Annotated in this window: 13 protein-coding genes and 1 pseudogene; 10 read left to right on the forward strand and 4 right to left on the reverse strand. The window is 57.4% G+C overall.

The window, feature by feature from the left end:
- Nucleotides 1-792 (reverse strand): enoyl-CoA hydratase/isomerase family protein, encoded by a 792-nt coding sequence (locus V1283_RS01535; RefSeq protein ID WP_334384686.1) that lies wholly within the window; start codon nt 790-792, stop codon nt 1-3.
- Between the two features lie 158 nt (nt 793-950).
- On the opposite strand from V1283_RS01535, the gene V1283_RS01540 reads away from it, so the two are divergent.
- Nucleotides 951-1,589, forward strand: a complete 639-nt coding sequence (locus V1283_RS01540) for a GntR family transcriptional regulator (RefSeq protein ID WP_334384687.1) — start codon at nt 951-953, stop codon at nt 1,587-1,589.
- Nucleotides 1,590-1,783: 194 nt separating this feature from the next.
- On the opposite strand, the gene V1283_RS01545 is transcribed toward V1283_RS01540, so the two are convergent.
- A complete protein-coding gene (locus V1283_RS01545; protein ID WP_334384688.1) occupies nt 1,784-2,716 on the reverse strand; it encodes a LysR family transcriptional regulator in 933 nt (310 codons plus the stop codon).
- Nucleotides 2,717-2,826: 110 nt separating this feature from the next.
- On the opposite strand from V1283_RS01545, the gene V1283_RS01550 reads away from it, so the two are divergent.
- The 7 genes from V1283_RS01550 to V1283_RS01580 all read left to right on the forward strand — a co-directional run bounded on the left by V1283_RS01550 (nt 2,827) and on the right by V1283_RS01580 (nt 8,371).
- Nucleotides 2,827-3,153: a hypothetical protein gene (locus V1283_RS01550; RefSeq protein WP_334384689.1), complete on the forward strand. Its 327-nt coding sequence runs from the start codon at nt 2,827-2,829 to the stop codon at nt 3,151-3,153.
- A gap of 114 nt (nt 3,154-3,267) precedes the next feature.
- Nucleotides 3,268-3,741, forward strand: coding sequence for a hypothetical protein (locus V1283_RS01555; RefSeq protein ID WP_334384690.1), 474 nt, complete (start codon nt 3,268-3,270; stop codon nt 3,739-3,741).
- Between the two features lie 27 nt (nt 3,742-3,768).
- Nucleotides 3,769-5,823, forward strand: coding sequence for an FUSC family protein (locus tag V1283_RS01560; protein ID WP_334384691.1), 2,055 nt, complete (start codon nt 3,769-3,771; stop codon nt 5,821-5,823).
- Complete coding sequence (locus V1283_RS01565) at nt 5,820-6,029, forward strand: DUF1656 domain-containing protein (RefSeq protein WP_334384692.1); 210 nt, start codon at nt 5,820-5,822, stop codon at nt 6,027-6,029. The genes V1283_RS01560 and V1283_RS01565 overlap by 4 nt, the downstream gene beginning before the upstream one ends.
- Entirely contained in the window at nt 6,026-6,463 is a 438-nt protein-coding gene (locus V1283_RS01570) for a DUF983 domain-containing protein (RefSeq protein WP_334384693.1), read from the forward strand. Before V1283_RS01565 ends, V1283_RS01570 begins: the two co-directional genes overlap by 4 nt.
- On the forward strand, nt 6,460-7,455 hold the full coding sequence (locus V1283_RS01575) for an HlyD family secretion protein (protein ID WP_334384694.1): 996 nt from the start codon (nt 6,460-6,462) through the stop codon (nt 7,453-7,455). Before V1283_RS01570 ends, V1283_RS01575 begins: the two co-directional genes overlap by 4 nt.
- 157 nt (nt 7,456-7,612) lie before the next feature.
- A complete protein-coding gene (locus tag V1283_RS01580; protein WP_334384695.1) occupies nt 7,613-8,371 on the forward strand; it encodes a sulfite exporter TauE/SafE family protein in 759 nt (252 codons plus the stop codon).
- 514 nt (nt 8,372-8,885) lie between these two features.
- On the opposite strand, the gene V1283_RS01585 is transcribed toward V1283_RS01580, so the two are convergent.
- Complete coding sequence (locus tag V1283_RS01585) at nt 8,886-9,386, reverse strand: winged helix-turn-helix transcriptional regulator (protein ID WP_334384696.1); 501 nt, start codon at nt 9,384-9,386, stop codon at nt 8,886-8,888.
- A gap of 120 nt (nt 9,387-9,506) precedes the next feature.
- Here V1283_RS01585 and V1283_RS01590 point away from each other — a divergent pair.
- Nucleotides 9,507-10,866: pseudogene (locus tag V1283_RS01590) on the forward strand (epoxide hydrolase family protein).
- A 1,771-nt stretch (nt 10,867-12,637) separates the two neighbouring features.
- Here the strand turns inward: V1283_RS01590 and V1283_RS01595 are convergent.
- Nucleotides 12,638-12,841 carry a hypothetical protein gene (locus tag V1283_RS01595; protein WP_334393404.1) on the reverse strand — a complete coding sequence of 68 codons (204 nt, stop codon included), beginning with the start codon at nt 12,839-12,841 and terminating at the stop codon, nt 12,638-12,640.
- A gap of 41 nt (nt 12,842-12,882) precedes the next feature.
- On the opposite strand from V1283_RS01595, the gene V1283_RS01600 reads away from it, so the two are divergent.
- On the forward strand, nt 12,883-19,242 hold the full coding sequence (locus V1283_RS01600; RefSeq protein ID WP_334392929.1) for a SpvB/TcaC N-terminal domain-containing protein: 6,360 nt from the start codon (nt 12,883-12,885) through the stop codon (nt 19,240-19,242).
- Nucleotides 19,243-19,771: the final 529 nt, after the last annotated feature.

Consider the following 19,771-nt stretch of genomic DNA (forward strand, 5'->3'; position numbering starts at 1 on the left):
TTATTCGCCGGTCCATTGCGGCTGGCGCTTGTTCAGGAAGGCGTCCATGCCTTCGCGGAAATCCTGACTTTGATAGCACATCAGGATCAGGTCCTCGTCTTCGGCCGGCTTCGGCTGCGCGCGCAGCAGCGCCTGCTTGGTGGCGCGCAGCGTCAGGGGTGCATGGCCCGCGATAAGCCGCGCCAGTTCATCCGCCCGTCGTTCGAGGGCAGGGAGATCCTCCACGACTTCGTGCAGCAAGGCGATGTTGGCTGCTTCCTCGGCTTCGATCAGCCGCGCGGTAAAGATGATCTCCTTGAGCCGCGTTGCCCCGATCAGGGCCGAGAGCCGGCCGATATTGGCCGCCGACAGGCAGTTGCCCAGCGTGCGTGCGATCGGAAACCCGAACTTCGCGGTCCTGGTGCCGATGCGCAGGTCGCAGCACGCGGCGATGCCGGCGCCACCGCCGGTGCAAGCGCCGTTGATCGCCGCAATGGTCGGCACCCTACATTGTTCGAGCGTGGTCAGCACGCGATCGATCCTGACCTCGTAGCCGATGGCGTCCTGCGGGGTGTTGAAGGCGCGAAACTGGTTGATGTCGGTGCCGGCCGCGAAGGCCTTGTCGCCCGCGCCGCTGAGGATGAGCACCTTGAGGCCGCGATCGTCGGCGGCGGCTTCGCATATCGCCGCAAGTCGCTCATACATACCGAACGTCAACGAGTTTCTCGCCTGCGGCCGGTTGAAAATGATGCGGCCGATGCCGTCGCGGACCTCGTAAAGCAGGTCTGTGTCAGGGGTGGCGTTTTCATTCATTTTATTGACATCCCCTCAGGATGAACCCCGGTTTGGCCGTAGGTGACATTTTTGAATGCAAAATTGGCTCCGTGCAACAGTATTTTATCGAATTGGCTTTATTTGGATCATTTTTGCATTCAAAATGATTCCACTAAGACCTCGAGGAGCCCTCGATAATGATGCATGACGAGGTGGTGTCCCGCCTCCGGCACGTCCTGACAGAAGGCGAAATCCCGCCTGGTGCGCGCATTCCCGAGCGCGAATTGTGCGCGTCCTTTGCGATATCGCGGACCCCATTGCGCGAGGCGCTCAAGGTGCTCGCAGCCGAAGGACTTGTCGTGTTGCTGCCCAATCGCGGCTCGCGCGCCGCGAAGCTCACGCAGAAGGACGTCAAGGAACTGTTTGAAGTCTGTGAGGCGCTGGAGGCGGCGGCCGGCGAATTGGCGTGTCCGCGCATTTCCGACGCGCAACTGCGCGAGATCGCCGACCTGCAGGCAAACATGGTCGAACATTATCGCGCGCAGGACCTGATCTCGTACTATCGCTGCAACCGGTTGATCCACGAGGCTATCGTTCGCGCGGCCGATAATGCCGTGCTGGCCGGTTTCTATGAGTCGGTCGCGGCGCGGATACGGCGGGCACGATTCATCACACCGATGACGCCTCAACATTGGGCGCTTGCCATCCAGGAGCACGAAGGAATCCTGAACGCGCTGCAGCGGCGCGATGCCGGCGGGCTTGCCCATATCCTGCGCAACCATCTACGGCGCAAACGCGAGGAAGTCGTCCGGGCCGGCTTCGCCGAGGGCGAGTGAGCGGGTATCCACTGCATCGACTGCAACTCTGTTGCAGCATGTGAAGACTGCTTCTGGCGCGAAGAAGTCATTCGCAAACTACCCACGTCAGCAAGGGGCCAAAGCGGACAGCTGAGTACGATTGGATTCCTGTGTCCGCACAGGGATCAGGGAGGAAGGACTTACACGGCGGTACGCGCCGTTCGCATGCCGGCTCACAGTTCGGCGGCCACCTTGGTCACCAACTCCCGTAACCAGGTGTGAGCCGGATCGTGATCGTAAGACGCATGCCACAGCAATGATATCGTGAGCTCACTCAATTCTACCGGAGGCGGGCTAAGGCTGAGCCCGAGTTCGGCGGCGAACAGGCGAGCCAGTCGCGCCTGCATGGTGACGATGACGGGTGTACGCGCCACCAAAGACGGGACCGCGAGGAAGCGCGGCGTGGTGAGGGCGACGGAGCGACGCAACCCGAGCTTCTCCAGCGCTTCGTCCACAATGCCACGCACGCTCCGCCCCGGCCTCAGGCTGGTCAGTACATGGGGAAACCGCACAAAGTCGTCGAGCGAGATCGGGGGGACGATGCCTGTCTTCTCGGCATTGAACATGCACAGCCAGGTCTCGGTGAACAGCTTGCGCCGCTTGTGGTGGAATTGTCCCTGCTCCAACGCGCCATAGCCGATGGCGAGGTCCATTTCGTCGGCGTCGAGTTCTTCGAACAGCCGTGACGCATCGGAATTGTAAAGCCGGAGGCGAATGCCCGGCGCGACCTCACGCATGCGCGCCAGCACGGCAGGCATGATCAGGATTTCCATGCTGTCCGGCAATCCGAACCTGAACGTTCGTACCGCCGTTGCCGGATCGAAGGCCTGGTCGCACGACACCAGCGCTTCGACCTGCGCCAGCATGGTCCGCACCGGCTCGAATAGCGTCACCGCGCGTGGGGTGAGGCGCATGCCATCGGAGCCGCGCGTAAGAAGTTCGTCACCGAACAAGTCCCGCAACCGCGCCAAATTGTGGCTCATCGCGGACTGACCAATGCCGACGCGTGCCGCGGCACGCGTGACGCTCCGCTCCGTGAGCAGCGCATCGAGATGAACGAGGAGATTCAAGTCGATACGACCTAGATTGACGGTATCGATGCCCATTATCGATCCAATCTATTTGATCAATGATCATAGCCGGACCATGTCGTAGGGCAAGGGATCAGGCCGGCGACCGGCCCGCCGCCCAAACCGCCCAAACCGAGGAGGATCCTATGTCGATCCGTAGCACGCTTCTCGCAACCGCCTTTACCCTGGGCTCACTGGGGCTCGCTCACGCCAACGGCCTGCGGCCCATCGAGGGACAGAGCGTCAATCTCGGCGACGTGTCTGGCGTCGCCTACTACACCGTTCAACCCGATGGATTCCGCGTTGTCACGACGCTTGCGCAGGGTGAGGCAGGAACGCCGATCCGCTTCGTCTCGGTGCTGGCGCCCGGCCAGCGTGTCGTCCTCTCGACGCCGCAGCAGGCAGGTGTGCTCGAAATCATCCGGAACGGAGACAGCCTGGTGGTGCGTAAGGCAAACGTGCCCTCCGACTGAACTCCAGCGCAAATCTTCGCCTTTGCACGCAGAAGGGTGCTGACGCGTTCCTCTTGAATCAAGCTGCGGGACCAATCCACTGACGATTGCATCAAACCAATGCAGGAGCTGCAAATGTCCACGATCCACCTTCACCGGACAACCACCTTGACGCCCGAGCAGTACATAGCTGGCCTGACCGACTTCGGGCCTGGTCGCTCCAAGCTCTTCGGCAATTCTGCCGATGACTATCTCAAGGTGCATCTTCTCGGGCACTTTCAGGCCGACGTGACTGAGGGCTCGGGAGGCATCTGGGAACGCCTGCACTACAGCTGGTCCGACCACAACCGCGTTGTGCTGACGACGTTGGACTCAAATGTGTGGGGCGGCGCGTCGGGCCACACTTACACCTTCACGCGTCGGCCTGATGGCACGACCGATATTGACGTGGTCGTCGTGCGGGACGGCAAGAACCTTGGGGGTTGGATCCTCGGCTTTGTGCTCGGGACCATCGGCAGAGGTGTCCTGGAAAAGGCCTTCGAAGATTCCGTCAAGGCTATCGAGTTACGGACCAGCGCATTGAATCACCGCGATCGGATCGCCGCATAATCGTTAAATCAGGGACGCGAAGAGCCCATGAGCGAACCTCCATCATTCCTTGATCGGCACGCCGCCCTCGTCTTTGCGCTGCGGACCTTTGCGGCGGCAATGCTGGCGTTCTCGATCGCGCTGCTGCTGGATATGCCGCGCCCCTATTGGGCAATGGCGTCGGTTTACATCACTTCCAACCAGTTCACCGGGGCGACCGCCTCGAAAGCCGTCTATCGTATTCTGGGAACGCTGATCGGCGCGGCAGCGACGATCGTCCTGCTCCCGAACCTCGTCAATGCTCCGGAATTGCTCAGCCTTGGCATCGCGCTTTGGGTCGGCATTTGTCTGTACTTGTCGCTGATCGACGGAACACCGCGCAGCTACGTGTTCATGCTGGCCGGCTACACCGTGGCGCTGCTGGGCTTTCCAGTCGTATCGGCGCCACAAGCGACTTTCGACATCGTCGTCGCCCGCGTGCAGGAAATCACGCTCGGAATCATTTGTGCGAGCGTGGTTGCGAAGCTCGTGCTGCCGCGGAGCGTAGCTTCCGCAGTCACTGCACAAGCGGATGCCTGGCTCGCCGGGGCGCGCCGGCTTGGCGCGGATGTCCTCACCCGCCGCGGCAGCGAACAAGAGCGTGACAGGGAACGCATACGTCTTGCCGCTGCGGCGTCCGAAATCGACCAGCTTGCTCGGCATCTCGGCTTTGAAGCCGCCAGTACCGCAACTATCGCGCAAGGCCTCCTGTACCTCCGGCAGCATACGCTGTCACTGCTTCCGCTGCTTGGCTCTATCGAGGACCGGAAGCTCGCGCTCGACTCACACGATCAGGCGCCGGCGCGCATTGCCACAATCTGCGCCAGGACAGCGCGATGGCTCAAAGCGGGCGGCCGCGATGGACAGGAAGCCGATGCGCTGCGTGCGGCGATCGATGAAATTCGGCCGGCACTGGGCGCGGATGCCGACTGGACCGACATCACGATCGCCGGTGTCGCAGTCCGTTTGCGCAATCTCATCGATGTCATGCAGGATTGCCAGCTGCTGCGCGAGGCAATCGCCGACGGCCGCAATCCGGAACAGCTTCGGCTCGCTTTCACACCCGACAGCTTGACGGTCGCCGTCTCGCACCGGGATCACGGGCCCTCGCTCCTGTCAGCCGCGGCCGTGGCACTGGCTATCCTGGCCTGCTGCGGGTTCGCGATCGCAACCGGTTGGCCCGATGGCATCGTCGCTCCGCTGTTCGCAGCCGTCGTCGGCAGTATTCTCGCCGGCGCGGACGATCCGCTTCCGACATTTCGCACCTTCTACGGGCTATTCCTCGTCGTCATCGCCGTCCATGGAATCTACCTGTTTGGGGTGCTGCCACGGATCACGACCCTTGAGATGCTGATTGCGGCACTCGCGCCGGCTTTCCTGTTGTTCGGCTGGATGGCTGCGCGGCCGAAGACCGCCCGCGTCGGTTTCATCCTTGCCGTCTACATCTCGGTTCAATTGGCGCTGACCGAGACGTACTCGGCCGATTTCTCGTCCTATGCCAACTCCAGCATAGCGCTGATGGTGGGCGTCTCGCTTACGGGCGTCCTCTGCGGCATCGTTCGCCTGCTCGGCGCCGAATGGGTCGCAAGCCGCTTGATCCGAAGCAATTGGAGCACGCTGGCTGTCGTCGCCGAAGGCACATCGAGGCAGGATCGCGTCGCGATCGCCAGCCTGATGCAGCATCGCCTCGCCTTGCTTGCCACGCGGATCGCCGTGGTTCCTGCCGAGGCAAGGCGCGACGCCGCCAATCTTCGCCAACTCCGGACGGCATTGAGCATCGACGACGTCAGGCAGGCGAGCCTGGCCCTGTCACGGCGCACAACAATGGCGATCGATACATTCCTCGCTCATCTCGCTTCTGCTTGCAGAAACCATGCTGCCAGGCGGCTGCCGGACTGCCTGATGGGACAACTCGACAGCACGATCGCGTTCACGCTGCGGGATCCGGCGGGCGAGCCCCGCGATGCGGCGCTGATCGGGCTCGCTGGCATCCGCACAGGACTCTTCCCGGACGCACCGACCTATCAGCCGCTGCTGTCAGGACAACGGGAGATGGCCGCATGACATACGAAATTGACCTGTTCGGCGTGCTCGTACCGAGCCTCGTGCTCTGGAGCGTGATCGCCTACCTGCTGGCGCGCATCATCAGCAAGCTGATCGCGCGCGTCGGACTGTATCGCTGGATCTGGCATCCCGCACTGTTTGATTTCTCGCTTTTCGTTTGCCTGGTCGCCAGCCTGGTCTTCACTTCAAAGGAGTTTTTCTCATGAACGCCCCTGTTTCGTTTCCGAAGGCCTCATGGCGCGGATTCACGATGAAGTGCCCGAACTGCGGTCAAGGCCATCTGTTCGGCCGCTTTCTGAAGGTGGTCGACAGCTGCGAAGTTTGCGGCGAGGATTACACGCCGCAGCGCGCAGACGACCTTCCAGCCTATCTTGTGATCGCCGTCGTTGGCCACCTTGTCGTGCCGGCACTTCTTGCCGTCGAGATGGCCTATTCACCTCCGGTCTGGCTTCAATTGCTGATCTGGATACCCGTTACCGGGCTTGCGGCAATCTTCTTACTGCAGCCTGTGAAGGGAACAATTGTTGGCCTGCAGTGGCAGACCGGCATGCAGGGCTTCGAAGCCGCCAAGCGCCGCCGGGATCGAGAAACCCGTGTCGCGCCCCTGCCAAACCACGTCTCCAAGGAGTTGGTGTCATGAAAGCCTTTCAGAATTTGCTACGCCGCTTCGCGTTGACCGGTCTCATGGTGCTGGCCGCGCTTTGGGCCGGCTACAAACTATGGGACTACTATATGGACGCGCCCTGGACCCGCGACGGTCACGTCCGGGCTGACGTGGTGCCTGTGGCTCCCGATGTCTCCGGCTTCGTGAGCGAGGTATTGGTCAGGGATAACCAGCAGGTGCAACGCGGTGATGTGCTGTTCCGGATCGACCGAGCGCGCTACGGGATCGCACTGGAGCAGGCCGACGCGGTGCTGGCCGCAAGACGCGCCGCGCTCGACAACGCTGAGGCAGATCTGAAGCGCTACAGCGCGCTGACGCCCGGCGAAGTTGTTTCCAGGCAAAGGTTGGAACAGGTCGTCGCCACCCAGGCGACGGGAAAGGCAAATTACGATCAGGCCGTCGCCGACCGTGCGCTTGCGCAGCTCAATCTCGAGCGCAGCGAGGTGCACGCTTCCGTCGGCGGCACCGTCACCAACATGGAGCTGAGGCCGGGGACGTACCTCGCGCCCGGAAAAGGAGTGATGGCACTGCTCGACACCGACACGCTGCACGTCCAGGGCTATTTCGAGGAAACCAAACTGCAGCGCATCCACATCGGCGATCCCGTCAACGTGCGGCTGATGGGAAGCGATCATGCGTTGCGAGGCCGCGTGGAAAGCATCGCGGCCGGTATCGAAGACCGCGACCGCAGCAATGGCTCGACGCTTCTTGCCAACGTCAATCCGACCTTCAACTGGGTGCGGCTCGCGCAGCGGGTCCCGGTCCGGATCGCGCTCGATCGCGCCGACGAACGCAACGAACTCGTGGCTGGAGCCACCGCGACCGTTGAGGTGCTGAAGTCGGATATTCGCGGCAACCAGATCGGTTCCGAGAGCCGGCCAAGCCGCTCCCAGCGGCTTGCCCACGCCTTGGACCTCACCCTCGTGCAGCTGACGCCGCAGTCGAGCGCTTTGATGGCGCTACCCTGACGCCAAGCGATGGCATTTATTGCACCGAGATCAATGTTTTTATTGTACCGATACATATATCGGATCATTATGGAGGGGTCGATCACATTGCACCGATTGCACCGCGATTGATCCAGCCTCCCGACGCGCTGGACCCGCGGCCATCACGGAGGGAGCCATGGAACTGACAGCCACCACTGTTTTAATCGCGTTCGCCGGCGTGTTCCTGATCTGCTTCATGAAGGGCGCATTCGGCGGCGGGTTCTCCATTGTCGGCATTCCGCTGTTGTCGTTCGTGATGGATCCGGTGACGGCCGGCGGCCTTCTCGCACCATTGTTCATCGCGATGGACCTGTTTGCGCTTCGCTACTGGAAGCCCTCGACATGGTCGAAGCCGGACCTGACGTTGTTGGTGCCCGGGCTCGTGATCGGCATCGGGCTCGGATACCTGTTGTTCCGCGTGATGGACCATCGCGCCGTCGCGATCGTGATGGCGGTGGTCACTCTGATCTTTGTCGGCCTATGGCTTTTCGCTGGCTCGGAGGTGAAGATTCAGCCGCGTTCGTCGCCAAAGGCGGTCGCTGCCGGTCTCGCCTCGGGCGTTACCACCATGGTCGCACATTCCGGCGGGCCCCCGCTGGCGATGTATCTGCTGCCGCTCGGCCTCAGCAAGGAAGTCTACGCGGGAACGACGAGCATGTTCTTCACGGTCGGCAACGCGACCAAGGCGGTACCGTGGTTGCTGTTGGTCCACCCCACAGGCAACGTCTGGATCGTGATGGCGGCCTGCGTGCTCGCCATCCCCGCCGGGGTATGGCTTGGTTGGCGGCTTCACGGAAAGCTGGACCAGCAACAGATTTATCGCGCCTGCTACGGATTGCTGGTCGTGACCGCGTTGAAGTTATTGTGGGACGGCGTATCCGGCTATCTCGCGTAAATCTGGACTGCGAATATCTGCCTTCAGCTCGGAAAGAAAAAGTCGCCCTAAGGGGCGACTTAAAGGTCACCTTTAACGTCCACCTCGTGCGGCGGCCCCGGTACAGCTGCACTGGTCTTTGACCTTCTTGCTACAGGCTCCGCCGCCTACCTTTCAATTCAATCTTCTGAACGGGAAGCTGCAACTCCGCAGCTCGCTCTTGCCGTTCCTTCCTTAAAAACTCGCGCTCGCGCCGTTCGAACTCAGTCATTTCCCTTTGCGCCGCCTGAAGGTAGCGGTCGCGTGGCGTTATCGCCAATTGAGTGTGTCCCGTATTATTGAGTGTGTCCCGTCATTTAAGCTGCCCGTCGATTTACCCGCGCCACTCTATCCAAGTATCCGAACCTGGGAAAGGTTCGGTCCGGAAAATTACGGAATGATGAAATTAAGATACTGCCATGTTCAAATTAGAGCTATCGGCGATAACCGCATCAGCCTTCCCAACAGGACGACGCATCATCCCCGCCATTGCTCGTCACTCATGGCTTGTTTTGAACGCCTCCCACCGCGCGTCGCGTTCGCTTTGATATTCGGGAGTTTGCTCCGCAGTCAGTTCCTCGCGATGCAACGGCTTGCCGCAGGATTGGCAGACTGGACCAAGCCCCGCCGGTTTGCCGCAGGAGACATGGGTGTAGTTCACAGCCCGCTCCTCCTTAGGCGACTTGCTCCAGGTCTCGCCCCAGGCGCGCAGCGCCAGCAGCACGGGAAAGAACGCCTCGCCCTTGTTCGTCAGGTGATATTCGTATCGCAGGGGACGCTTGTTGTAGGCGCGTCGCTTCACCAGCCCGTCCACTTCGAGCTTCTTCAAGCGCGCCGCAATCATTTGCGGTGTCGCGCTCGTCTGCGCCTGGATCTTATCGAAGCGATGACAGCGCATGAAGAGTTCGCGAAGGATTAGCACCGTCCAGCGGTCGCCCACCACGGCTTCGGCGCGGTCCACCGGACAGAGCGTTTGGTCAGAAGTATTGTCCTTCATTTTCCTCATCACATTTTTTTCATCGGGCTTGTCGCTATGAATTTCATAGTAACATGGCCCGTCATCAAGGCCAATGCAATCGGCCGCGTGGCGGTCGTCCTTTTCGAAGGAGAAACTTCAATGAACACGCCCATCAGAGCGCTCGGCGCCGTCAAACCAGACCCGGACCCGATCACCCACGACAGGCGCGAGCTCCTGGCCGGCGCCGGGATGGGATTGATGCAGCAGCTGCCGCCAGTCTGTTTCCCGTGCGTCCGGCGCCAGCCGCCACCAATGATGCGATCCGCCCGTTCCGTATCAACGTGTCCGACGAAGATCTCATCGACCTGCGCCGGCGCCTGGCCGCGACGCGGTGGCCCGAGAAGGAGACCGTCGACGATGACTCCCAGGGCGTGCCGCTGGCGACCCTGCAAGAGCTCGTGCACTATTGGCAGACCGAATACGACTGGCGGAAGGTGGAAGCGCGGCTCAACGAGCTGCCACAGTTTATCACCGAGATCGACGGGTTGGACATTCACTTCATTCACGTTCGATCGAAACATGACAATGCGTTGCCCCTAATCGTCACCCACGGCTGGCCGGGCTCAATCATCGAGCAGCTCAAGATCATCGATCCGTTGACCAATCCCACGGCGAATGGCGGCAGCGCAGCGGACGCATTCCATTTGGTGATCCCGTCGATCCCCGGCTATACGGGCTTTCGGGCAAGCCGACCGCCACCGGCTGGGATCCGGTCCGTATCGCACGTGCCTGGATCGTGCTGATGAAGCGGCTTGGCTACACGAAATTTGCGGCGCAGGGCGGCGATTGGGGTTCGCCGATCACGAACGAGATGGCGAAACTCGCACCTCCGGAATTGCTCGGTATCCACGTCAACCTACCCGGTGTGGTTCCTCCCGAGATCATAATAGCGCTGCAGTCCGGCAATCCGGCGCCTTCAGGTCTTTCGGCCGACGAACAAAACGCCTTCGACCACCTGAAGGTTCAGTTTGCCAAGCGACGCGCCTACGCGCAGATCATGGCGACGCGCCCGCAAACGCTGTCTGGTCTCGCGGATTCACCTGCCGGCCTCGCGGCCTGGCTGCTCGACCACGGCGACGGCTATGCCCAGCCGGCGGCTGCGATCACCTCCGCCGTGAAAGGGCACGCAGTCAATGGACACTCCGCCGGCGACCTGACGCGGGACGACGTGCTCGACAACATCACGCTCTATTGGGTGACGAACACGGCGATCTCTTCGGCGCGCCTCTACTGGGAAAACAAGGTCAACCTTTATCTCCCGGCCAACGTCTCGGTTCCCACAGCCGTGACCGCATTCCCCGGCGAAAGTTTTCAGGCGCCACGGAGTTGGGCGGAGCAGGCCTATCACAAGCTGATCTACTTCCATAAAGCCGACAAAGGCGGTCACTTCGCCGCGTGGGAACAGCCGCAAACCTTCTCCGAGGAGGTTCGCGCCGCTTTCCGGTCGCTGCGCAGTTAGGCCAAGGTATGTCGGAAGATCGGGCGCGGTTCGCGCGTCGATAACGGTTCACGAGAAATACGCATCAGGTTCGGGAAGGCTGATGCGAGTCGCCAGCCGTGGGACGTGGAGCGGCCACGCAGGAGGTAGGCGCTGCTCGGGATATTGGACCGCGCAACGAAACGACTAGGACGCAATTACCCGGAAGCGTCAAGGGGCAGCCCCGGCTGAACGTGCTGTTCGAGGCTGGGCTGGCAATAGGCCGGCGTCCCGCCAAAACGGTGCCGGTCAGGCCTGTCGGCCATATCTCTCGGTTATCGCAACCGCGACGAACTTTCTGCGTCCCGCGCCGCCCAGGCAGCGTCAAGTTCGGACTCGAGCGCATATTCATGCTCAAGTCGCTCGACGCAACCTTGTGAAGTTTTTTCTGCGGCAACAAGCAGGATCGGCTTCAAGCCGCTGCCAGAGCCCCGGTATAGAGCGATGTCGCCCTCCCGTAGCGACGAATTCGTAGCCCGAGAGATCGTTCGTGAAGGCCTCTTGGTAGAAGGGTTACTTTGAGGCATTGATTTGGCTATGTTTGCTTTTGCCTTGGCGGGCGGCGACGTTGCAATTCTCCACCGAGATTCCTTCCGCCGCCAGCAAGTCAATAACTCTCGTGAGCTTCACACTTCTGGGCCCGTCATGAGATCAGCGTCGAATTGCCCCGCGGACATCATCGAGGGCAATTGGGTCTTGCCACCTTCTGACAGCGCGCCCGGCGCGCTCGTTGGCCAGGTATTTCGAAACAATGGTTTTTACCACCAAAGCCGCTGGTCAAAACCATCGCCATTCAGCTCACGGTGTCGCTGATAGCGAGTGGAGAATTTATCGGAATTCTCAGCCCTGCGGTTCAGTCCTTCATAAATTGCACTCGCGAAGTCGCGAAATCGCTGGTTCAGGTATCTTGATCAATCGGATCGCCGCGCTTTGTTCGGAAGTGAGGGGCCGCTTCTGGCGCAAAGCAGCCGTTGCGCTCGACTTGAACCAATAATTCGAGTCGATTTGGGCATTTAGGCGGATAATCGGAGGAAATATCGCAGATTCGCATCGTGTGGGGAAAAGCGGTAGCGGTCTCTCGCTACCAACATTTTCAAGCACTTAGCTGATATCGAAAAGTTCTTAGTCATTGGCTAGCCACGTATCCGCAGCTCCTTTGGAAAGCTGCGGCTTTGCCAATCTTGGCGCAAAGCTCTGAGCAGTACCGCCAACGCCGGTCTCCATCTCGCGTCCACACAATGAGTTGGTCTGCGGCTGTGTTCCTTCGCCCGCAGCATTGGCATCGGTGATGAATCCAGGGAGGGAGACCGTGGCTCTCAACCTTGAAGCGTTTTGGTGCGCCGAGCATGCCCTAAACGAGCCTCCGTTTCGCAGCAGTACAGGAAGTTGTCGTGGTGTCTCCACACTCTGACGAGGCTGCCGGTTCTTAGAAATGGTCCGCGACAATGATTGCAGTACTGCCCGGGGCGGTGCTCGATCAGCCACGTCTCGGCCTTCTGCTCCGGCCAGAGAAAAATGAGCGGTGAGAGTAAGAGGGCGCGGCGGTTCATAAGAAATAGATTCAGGGGATTGGGGCTGAAGTGAGTCAGAGAAATCCCGTCACCTAGGCGGGGTAAGTAGGCAACTATCCCCGGTGAGGAACGGTTGCACAGTCAATGCGCATGTTATTGTGCAGGTGTCCGTGAAGTAATTTTCTTTGTGAGAAATTCTCGTTGGAATCTCGGGTCAGTCCAATCGAAAGCAATTTCGCTCTTTATTCTTGCATCGACAATTCTCGCGCCGATCCAACCGGCGTTTGCGCAAGAAGAGCAGCAGTCCCCGCCACTTCAAGAAACAACATCATCATCCGACGCCCTTCCGAGTTTGGCTGAGATTCCAGCACCTGTAGACGATACGACTCCGCCACCTGCGACAGATCAGTCGCTTCAAGATGCAACTCCTCCTGATCGAACGACACAGGATCAGACGGCTCCAACTACCGAAGATACTTCGCAATCATTGGAGAAAAATCCTGACGATGGAGCAAGTGCGGCAGCACAATCTTCAAATTTTGGTAGTACCGCTGGCAACAAATCCAGTGCTCAAATTGAACCACTCCCGTCCCTTCGTTCGCTAGTACCTAAATCGAATGATGGGTCGATTTCAGTGCCGTATACGATTGTCGTCCCGCCTGGGCGAAACGGATTCCAGCCTGCAATACAGCTTACGTACAACAGCCATGACTTTGACATTCGAAGTCAATTTGGAATGGGGTGGAGTATTTCAATCCCGTCCATCCAGCGCTTGAACAAGACAGGTATCGATCTGCTATATGCCACAAGCACCTTTGCGAGTTCCATAGATGGTGAGCTCATGCAGGTGGGTACTTCAAATGTTTTTAGACCTCGGGTCGATGATGGAAGCTATCGTTCATATCAGTTGATAAACAACACTTCCTGGCTAGTAACCGACAAAGACGGAAACAGCTACTTCTACGGTACTACGTCTGCCGCCCGTTATGAAAATCCCGGAGATACGACTAAAAAATTCAAATGGATGCTTGAGCAGGCAGCCGATCTGAACGGCAATACCATCAACTATCAATACACGAGCACAAGCAGCGAACTGTATCCAAGCAAGATATTATACGGAGGAACAGCAACGACGGGACCTCTCGAAATCGATTTCGTGACGGAAGCTAGACCGGATGTACAAACATCGTACGCAGCGGGTTATCTCATAAAAACGGTCAATCGTATCAAAGAGATTGATACGTTTGCCAACGGAACGTCTTCCAGAAAATATGCCCTGAGCTACGTCATGGGCGAAAATGGAAGCCGCACCTTACTCGGAAGTACCACTGAGTCCGCATGGGATTCAGATGGCAACATCACCACTTTGCCACCCACGTCGTTCAGTTACTCCACTTCGACTAAAACATGGACCAATGTGACATCTCAATGGACAAATCCTGAAGAATATTTTTCGATGGCAGGTGTCGGCGGTGATTTGGGAGTTCGTGCGGTCGACATTAACAACGACGGTCTGACGGATGTAGTGAGGTGGCACTCAAATGCGTTCAGTTCCGACACCAAGCTTGTGTATATAAACACCGGAACAACGTCACAATTTCAATTACATTCCGAAATTGTTTTTCCCGAATTTATCACAGAGGTGCAGCAATCCAAGGGTGTCTATCTAATGGATGTCAATAACGATGGGCGAGTTGACGTTATTAGGTCTTACGGATCAAACCCTGGGGTACCTATCTCTCAAAAAGTCTATCTGGCCAGTACGACCACTGCGTATCCTGCATGGGATCAAGATACAAATTGGTCAATGCCATTTATCGTTGATGTCGGAAGCGATTGGGGTATTCGCTTCGCGGACGTTAATGGAGACAATCTTCCTGATGTGGTGCAGTCGTCGCTACCAACTGGGATCAAGAATGTGTGGCTGAATACTGGGTCAGCTTGGGTCGCCACAAGTACACCAACCATCCCAACTTCCTTCGCAAGCTCCGGCAACACCCGGGGCGTGTGGCTTGTCGACGCAAATAGCGACGGTCTTGCGGATATCGTACAGGCGACAGAATTCGAGACACCCCAAGTGTTCATAAATACGGGCGTGGGCGGTGCTAATTTTGAATGGGTTCAGGACAATACATACTCCATCCCGTTTCAATTGTCGGCGGGGTCAGGTGGATATACCCGCGGATTTCAAGTTATGGATATTAATACCGACAAGCTTCCCGATTTTGTTCAATCTTGGAATACCGGTAGCTCCGGTGGTGCTCGCACTCAACACGCCCACATCACAAAGAGCTACGGGGACACATGGAATACCGATGATACGGCAACGACTCTCCCGGAGCCGTTTGCGTGGGACAATTTTGATGCAGGCACACGCATAACGGACATTAATGGTGACGGTCTTGATGATCTGTCGCGTGATGGAGATGACGGCACACATTTTTGGAATACGACCTACATCAGGAACGGTGGCGCTGCGGATCTTCTCACGAGCGTAACCAGTCCTGACGGCGGAAGTATCTCGTACTCCTACAAAGCTGCGGGCACCATCACTGATAGTTCGGGCAATCGCGTCAATAAGATGAGTACTCCCGTTGATGTGGTCAGTACTACTACTGTCAATGATCTCAATGGAAACATTGAGACGCTTTCCTATGATTACGCGGGCGGATATTTTTGGACTAACGGACCGGAGGACAGAAAATTTGCGGGCTTCAAGTCAGTCGAGGAGACACGCGACGACAAAATAACCACCAGTTACTATTCTCAGGGCGATGGCAACGACTCATCGCTCGGTGAACAAAACGATCAGTTCGCCCTGATTGGAAAGCCGTTCCGAACGGATGTCACGACGCCAGCAGGCACGGTTCTAAAACGAACGTGGACACGATATGGCGTCCAGTCACAGGACGGCAATCGGTATTTGGAAGTCCCGTCAGACAGTATTGACCAATCTTTTAATAGTGGCGGAAGTTACCGCACCCGCGCCCAGCATCGAGATACTGATCCATACGGCCACCCATCGAGCGTAACGGACTACGGCGAGGTCACACTCGCTGACGGTCTTGCATCGAGTTACAGCGATACAGGATCGGATCTCATAGCGACTCACTTCGAGTGGGCGACTACTACTGCCTCCTCGACCAATCCGAGCGCTCCCACAAATTTCGTATCTCACGAAACAGAGACAAATTATTCCGGTGCACAAATCGCAGAAACAAAGCATCTGTATGACGGCTTAGTGTCCGGCTCGGTCGCTAATGGCAACGAAACACAGACGCAAAAATGGAAGAGCGGCAGCGCGTACGCAACCACGAAGCAAGTATTCAATGGCTACGGGCTCGTGACCTCCTCTGTTGATGCGCGCGGGAGTACCACGACCGTTGTGTATGATTCCAGTAATTTGTACCCGGCGACAACGACAAATCCACTCGGTCATGTTGAGGTCAGGACTTACGATCTGAAATTTGGAAAGCCCACGCAGATTGTCGATGTGAACGGCGCGACTTCAACCATAAAATATGACGGCCTCGGTCGTGTAGTGGAAAAGAAGGGCACCGATAGCACTGGCACGCTCGTCAAAATGGAGACGACGGCTTATACGGACACATCTGGTGCGGTCTCCGTACTCTCCACGAAATGGATTACCGACGCACAGGGTATTGCGTCGTACGACTACAAAGACGGACTCGGGCGCTCGATCCAAAATTTCTCACAGGCGACAGGGACGCAATGGGTGGCAAAAGATACTGTGTATGACGCACATGGTCACGCCTACAAGGAATCGCTCCCGTATTTTGCGTCTGCCTCATCAAAAGCTCCGGCAACGACAACCGGCTCGCTCTTTACCACGTACACATATGATTCAGTCGATAGACCGCTCACAGCGCAGACAACTGTCGGCACCACAGGTTATTCATACGGGACGTGGGATTCCACCATCACCAACGAAAACGGAATAGCAAAGGATACCACGAACGATGCCCGTGGTAATTTGGTGCAAGTCGTGGAACACAACAGCACATCGACATATACGACGACGTACTCGTACGATGGGCTCAATGACCTGACGAATATTACCGACGCTCTCAGTAACGTCCGCAATTTCACGTACGACGGTCTTGGTCGCAGATTAACCGCAGAGGATTTGCACGCATCAGCTGATACCACCTATGGCACATCGACGTATGCGTATGACGATGCCGGTAACCTCACGCAGAAGGTTGATCCTAAGGGGCAGGTGGTCAATTACACATACGATGCACTAAATCGGCCTCTCACGGAGGATTACACCGGTCAAGCGGGAACTGAAATCACCTATAAATACGATAACTGTCCGAGTGGCAAAGGTCGGCTGTGTAATTGGATTACATCGGGCGCTTCGTCGACGACGCAATACAATCCGTTCGGAGCCGTGAGGCAGGAGACCAAGACGATCGGCGGCGCGGACTTCACTCTGAGTTATCTCTACGACCGTCTGGGCAATATCGCTACGACGACGTATCCCGACAATAGCCAGGTTCAAAATGTCTACAACGGCGCAGGGCAGCTCAATGCGGTGCAGCGAAAGGAAAGCACGGACAGCGGATTTACCAGCATCATTTCCCTTACTGATTATTCCCCGCTCGGACAGGTCAGTTATCGCTCGTCGGGCAACGGCGCGATCACGTCAAACACATATGATCCAAGTCATCTCTACCGTCTGACTCGAAAACTAACGACGGGAGTCGCCACTTCAACCGTTACTGTCCTCGGCACGCCGACAACCGTTTCGATATATGCGGGCACCGGAGATGGTCATGTGATTGCGGCAGCGAAAACCACATGGGCTCTGGCGCATGACGCGAGCACAGGGACGAGCCTCAATAGCACTTCTACTACATTTGCTGTAGAAGCGGATAAGTCCGACAACAGCGGTACCAGGTTCCATATTAATCGTGGCTACATCACCTTCGATACTTCCTCGATACCCGCAGGGGCAGTTATCTCCGCAGCAACGCTTGGCTTATGGGTATCAGCGGTTTCCAACACGGCCGCACTGAATCTTGTAATCGCCACGAGTACACAAGCCGCCACGTCAACGCTTGCCACGGCTGATTTCCCGCGAGTGGGCTCTGCGACTTCGAGCGATGTCGTTCATGCTCCGGCTGCGTCAGCGACAAGTACATGGACGCTCAATAGCACCGGCATCGCAGCGATCAATATAGGTACATCGACAAAATTCTCCATTCGCGAACAGCACGATCTGAATAACCTCGCTGCCACGAACACCGCTGTGACAAGTGCCACGTTTACGTCTGCCAATGGCTCTGCATCACATCGGCCGGTGCTCGTAATTACATACAGCACGTCATCGCAGGCGGCAGGGACGCCGACGACCGTTCAGGATATCCAGTACTCGTATGACGCGGTGGGGAATATTACGAAGACGATCAACAACTCGAATACAGATGAAGCAGCGACAACAACCTACGCATACGATGATCTGAACAGATTACTCTCAGCATCGTCGACGGGCGCGGTATCCGGCAACTTCTTGAAGACGTACACATACAACGCCATCGGCAACATCGCCTCGAGCACCGATTCAGGTGCCTATGCGTACGCGGGCAACTATGCCAACCCGCACGCGCCGACAACGATTGGCAGCACCGCATACACATACGACAACAACGGCAACGTGACCAGCTATGGCACGACGACAGTAACGTGGGACTGGAGGAACCGGATAACGAAGATCGTGGGATCAGGTGCGACCACGACGTACGCGTACGATATCAACAACGAGCGCATCCAACTGGCCGGAGGAGGAAGTACGACCACCTTCCCATTCATGCTCTACAACGTCGCTTCCAGTACGAGTGCGAAGATCATATCGAAACACCTCTTCGCCAACGGTGAAGGCATTGCAGATGTCCAGGGCACGGGCGCGAGCGCGAAGGCATACAACATTCACGGCGATCACGCGGGCGGGGCCGACATCGTCTCCAATGCAAGTTCGACGATGGAAAATCAATTCGCGTATCACGCTTACGGCAAAGCACGAATAAAGAAGACGAGCGCCAACCTGAGCGAACAACGCCAGTACATCGGGCAGGAATACGACCAAGGGAGCGATCTAAATTACCACCATGACCGTTATTACAACAGCACCAGAGGCCAATTCCTGAGCGAGGAACCGATCTACCTTTCGCTCGGCGACAGCGACAAGGTGAAGACCCTTTCGCAAGAAGACCAGCAGATATACCTCCGCGATCCGCAGCAGTTGAATTCGTATAGTTACGCGAGGAACAACCCGGGGGCACTTAAGGACCCGAGCGGTCGGCAGGCGGTAGCCGTGGCCGCACTGGGGGCCCCAGGATTGGCACCAATCGCAATTCCAGCAGCAATCATCAGCGTTGTCGCAGTCGAGACCTATTATGGCACCCAAGCACTGCTTCGTCAGAGCGGAGGCAGGGAATACGGGAGGCTCGATAGAGACCAGCAAGCTTCCCTTCCAGCAGCGCCCAATCCTGTATTCGATCCTTTACCGCCTAATTTTGATGACAAGACACCTAAGTGGAAAATCATAACTTGGGCCGGCCTCACGATTGGCGGTTTGGCAGCGGACGAGTATGGGAAATATCAAACCTATTCAGACGGGGCTAAAGACGCACAACTTCCTAATGCCCCAACTGATACGCAGGGCAAGATGAACTGGGGATCGCTAAATTTGCAGTCGTCGCAAGCCCCGCAGTCTTATTATGCACAGCAGCACAACAGTTCACTGCCATCAACGGTTGTTCAAGATGGGGTAAGCTATGTGCGCAATTCGAGCGGACTACTCAACATCGCAAATACAAGGTAAGCTAATGTTATGAACTTCTGGAATTTCGCTGCCATGATTGTGTACGTCCTGTCCGCGATTGGCAGTTATCGCTCATGGCTCAAACATCGTGACAGTCGGTTGCTATGGATAAGCCTTTTGAGTACAGCGCTTCTCGTCTTTGCCTTCTGGGATAACTTTGTCGTCCCTGCACTTCTTCTTTCTGATACCGCGAATACACTAAATTTCTATATCATTTCGGCTCTGAGAATAGCGAGTTTCGGTGCCTTGGTGCTCATCATCGTGCGAACACTTCATTCACCAGCTTCTTCGCATCAGTAGGCGCACCAAAGCTTTATAGCAATTTTGCAGGAATCCGGTGCCGTAACACCGTTCACCAGATACCTGAATTTCAAGCAGACAATTCCCGTTTCGCAGCAGACCTTCGCCGAGTGATGCTGTTGTAACCGCTTACCTTAAAGCCGCCTTTGGCGGCTCCCAAGGAAACCTCCAGCGCTGCTGGAGGTTATTGGCTCATGTTCCGGGATGCGACCATCGTCCGGGCCGGTAC

The sequence above is a fragment of the Bradyrhizobium sp. AZCC 2262 genome, from assembly GCF_036924535.1.
Classification (GTDB): domain Bacteria; phylum Pseudomonadota; class Alphaproteobacteria; order Rhizobiales; family Xanthobacteraceae; genus Bradyrhizobium.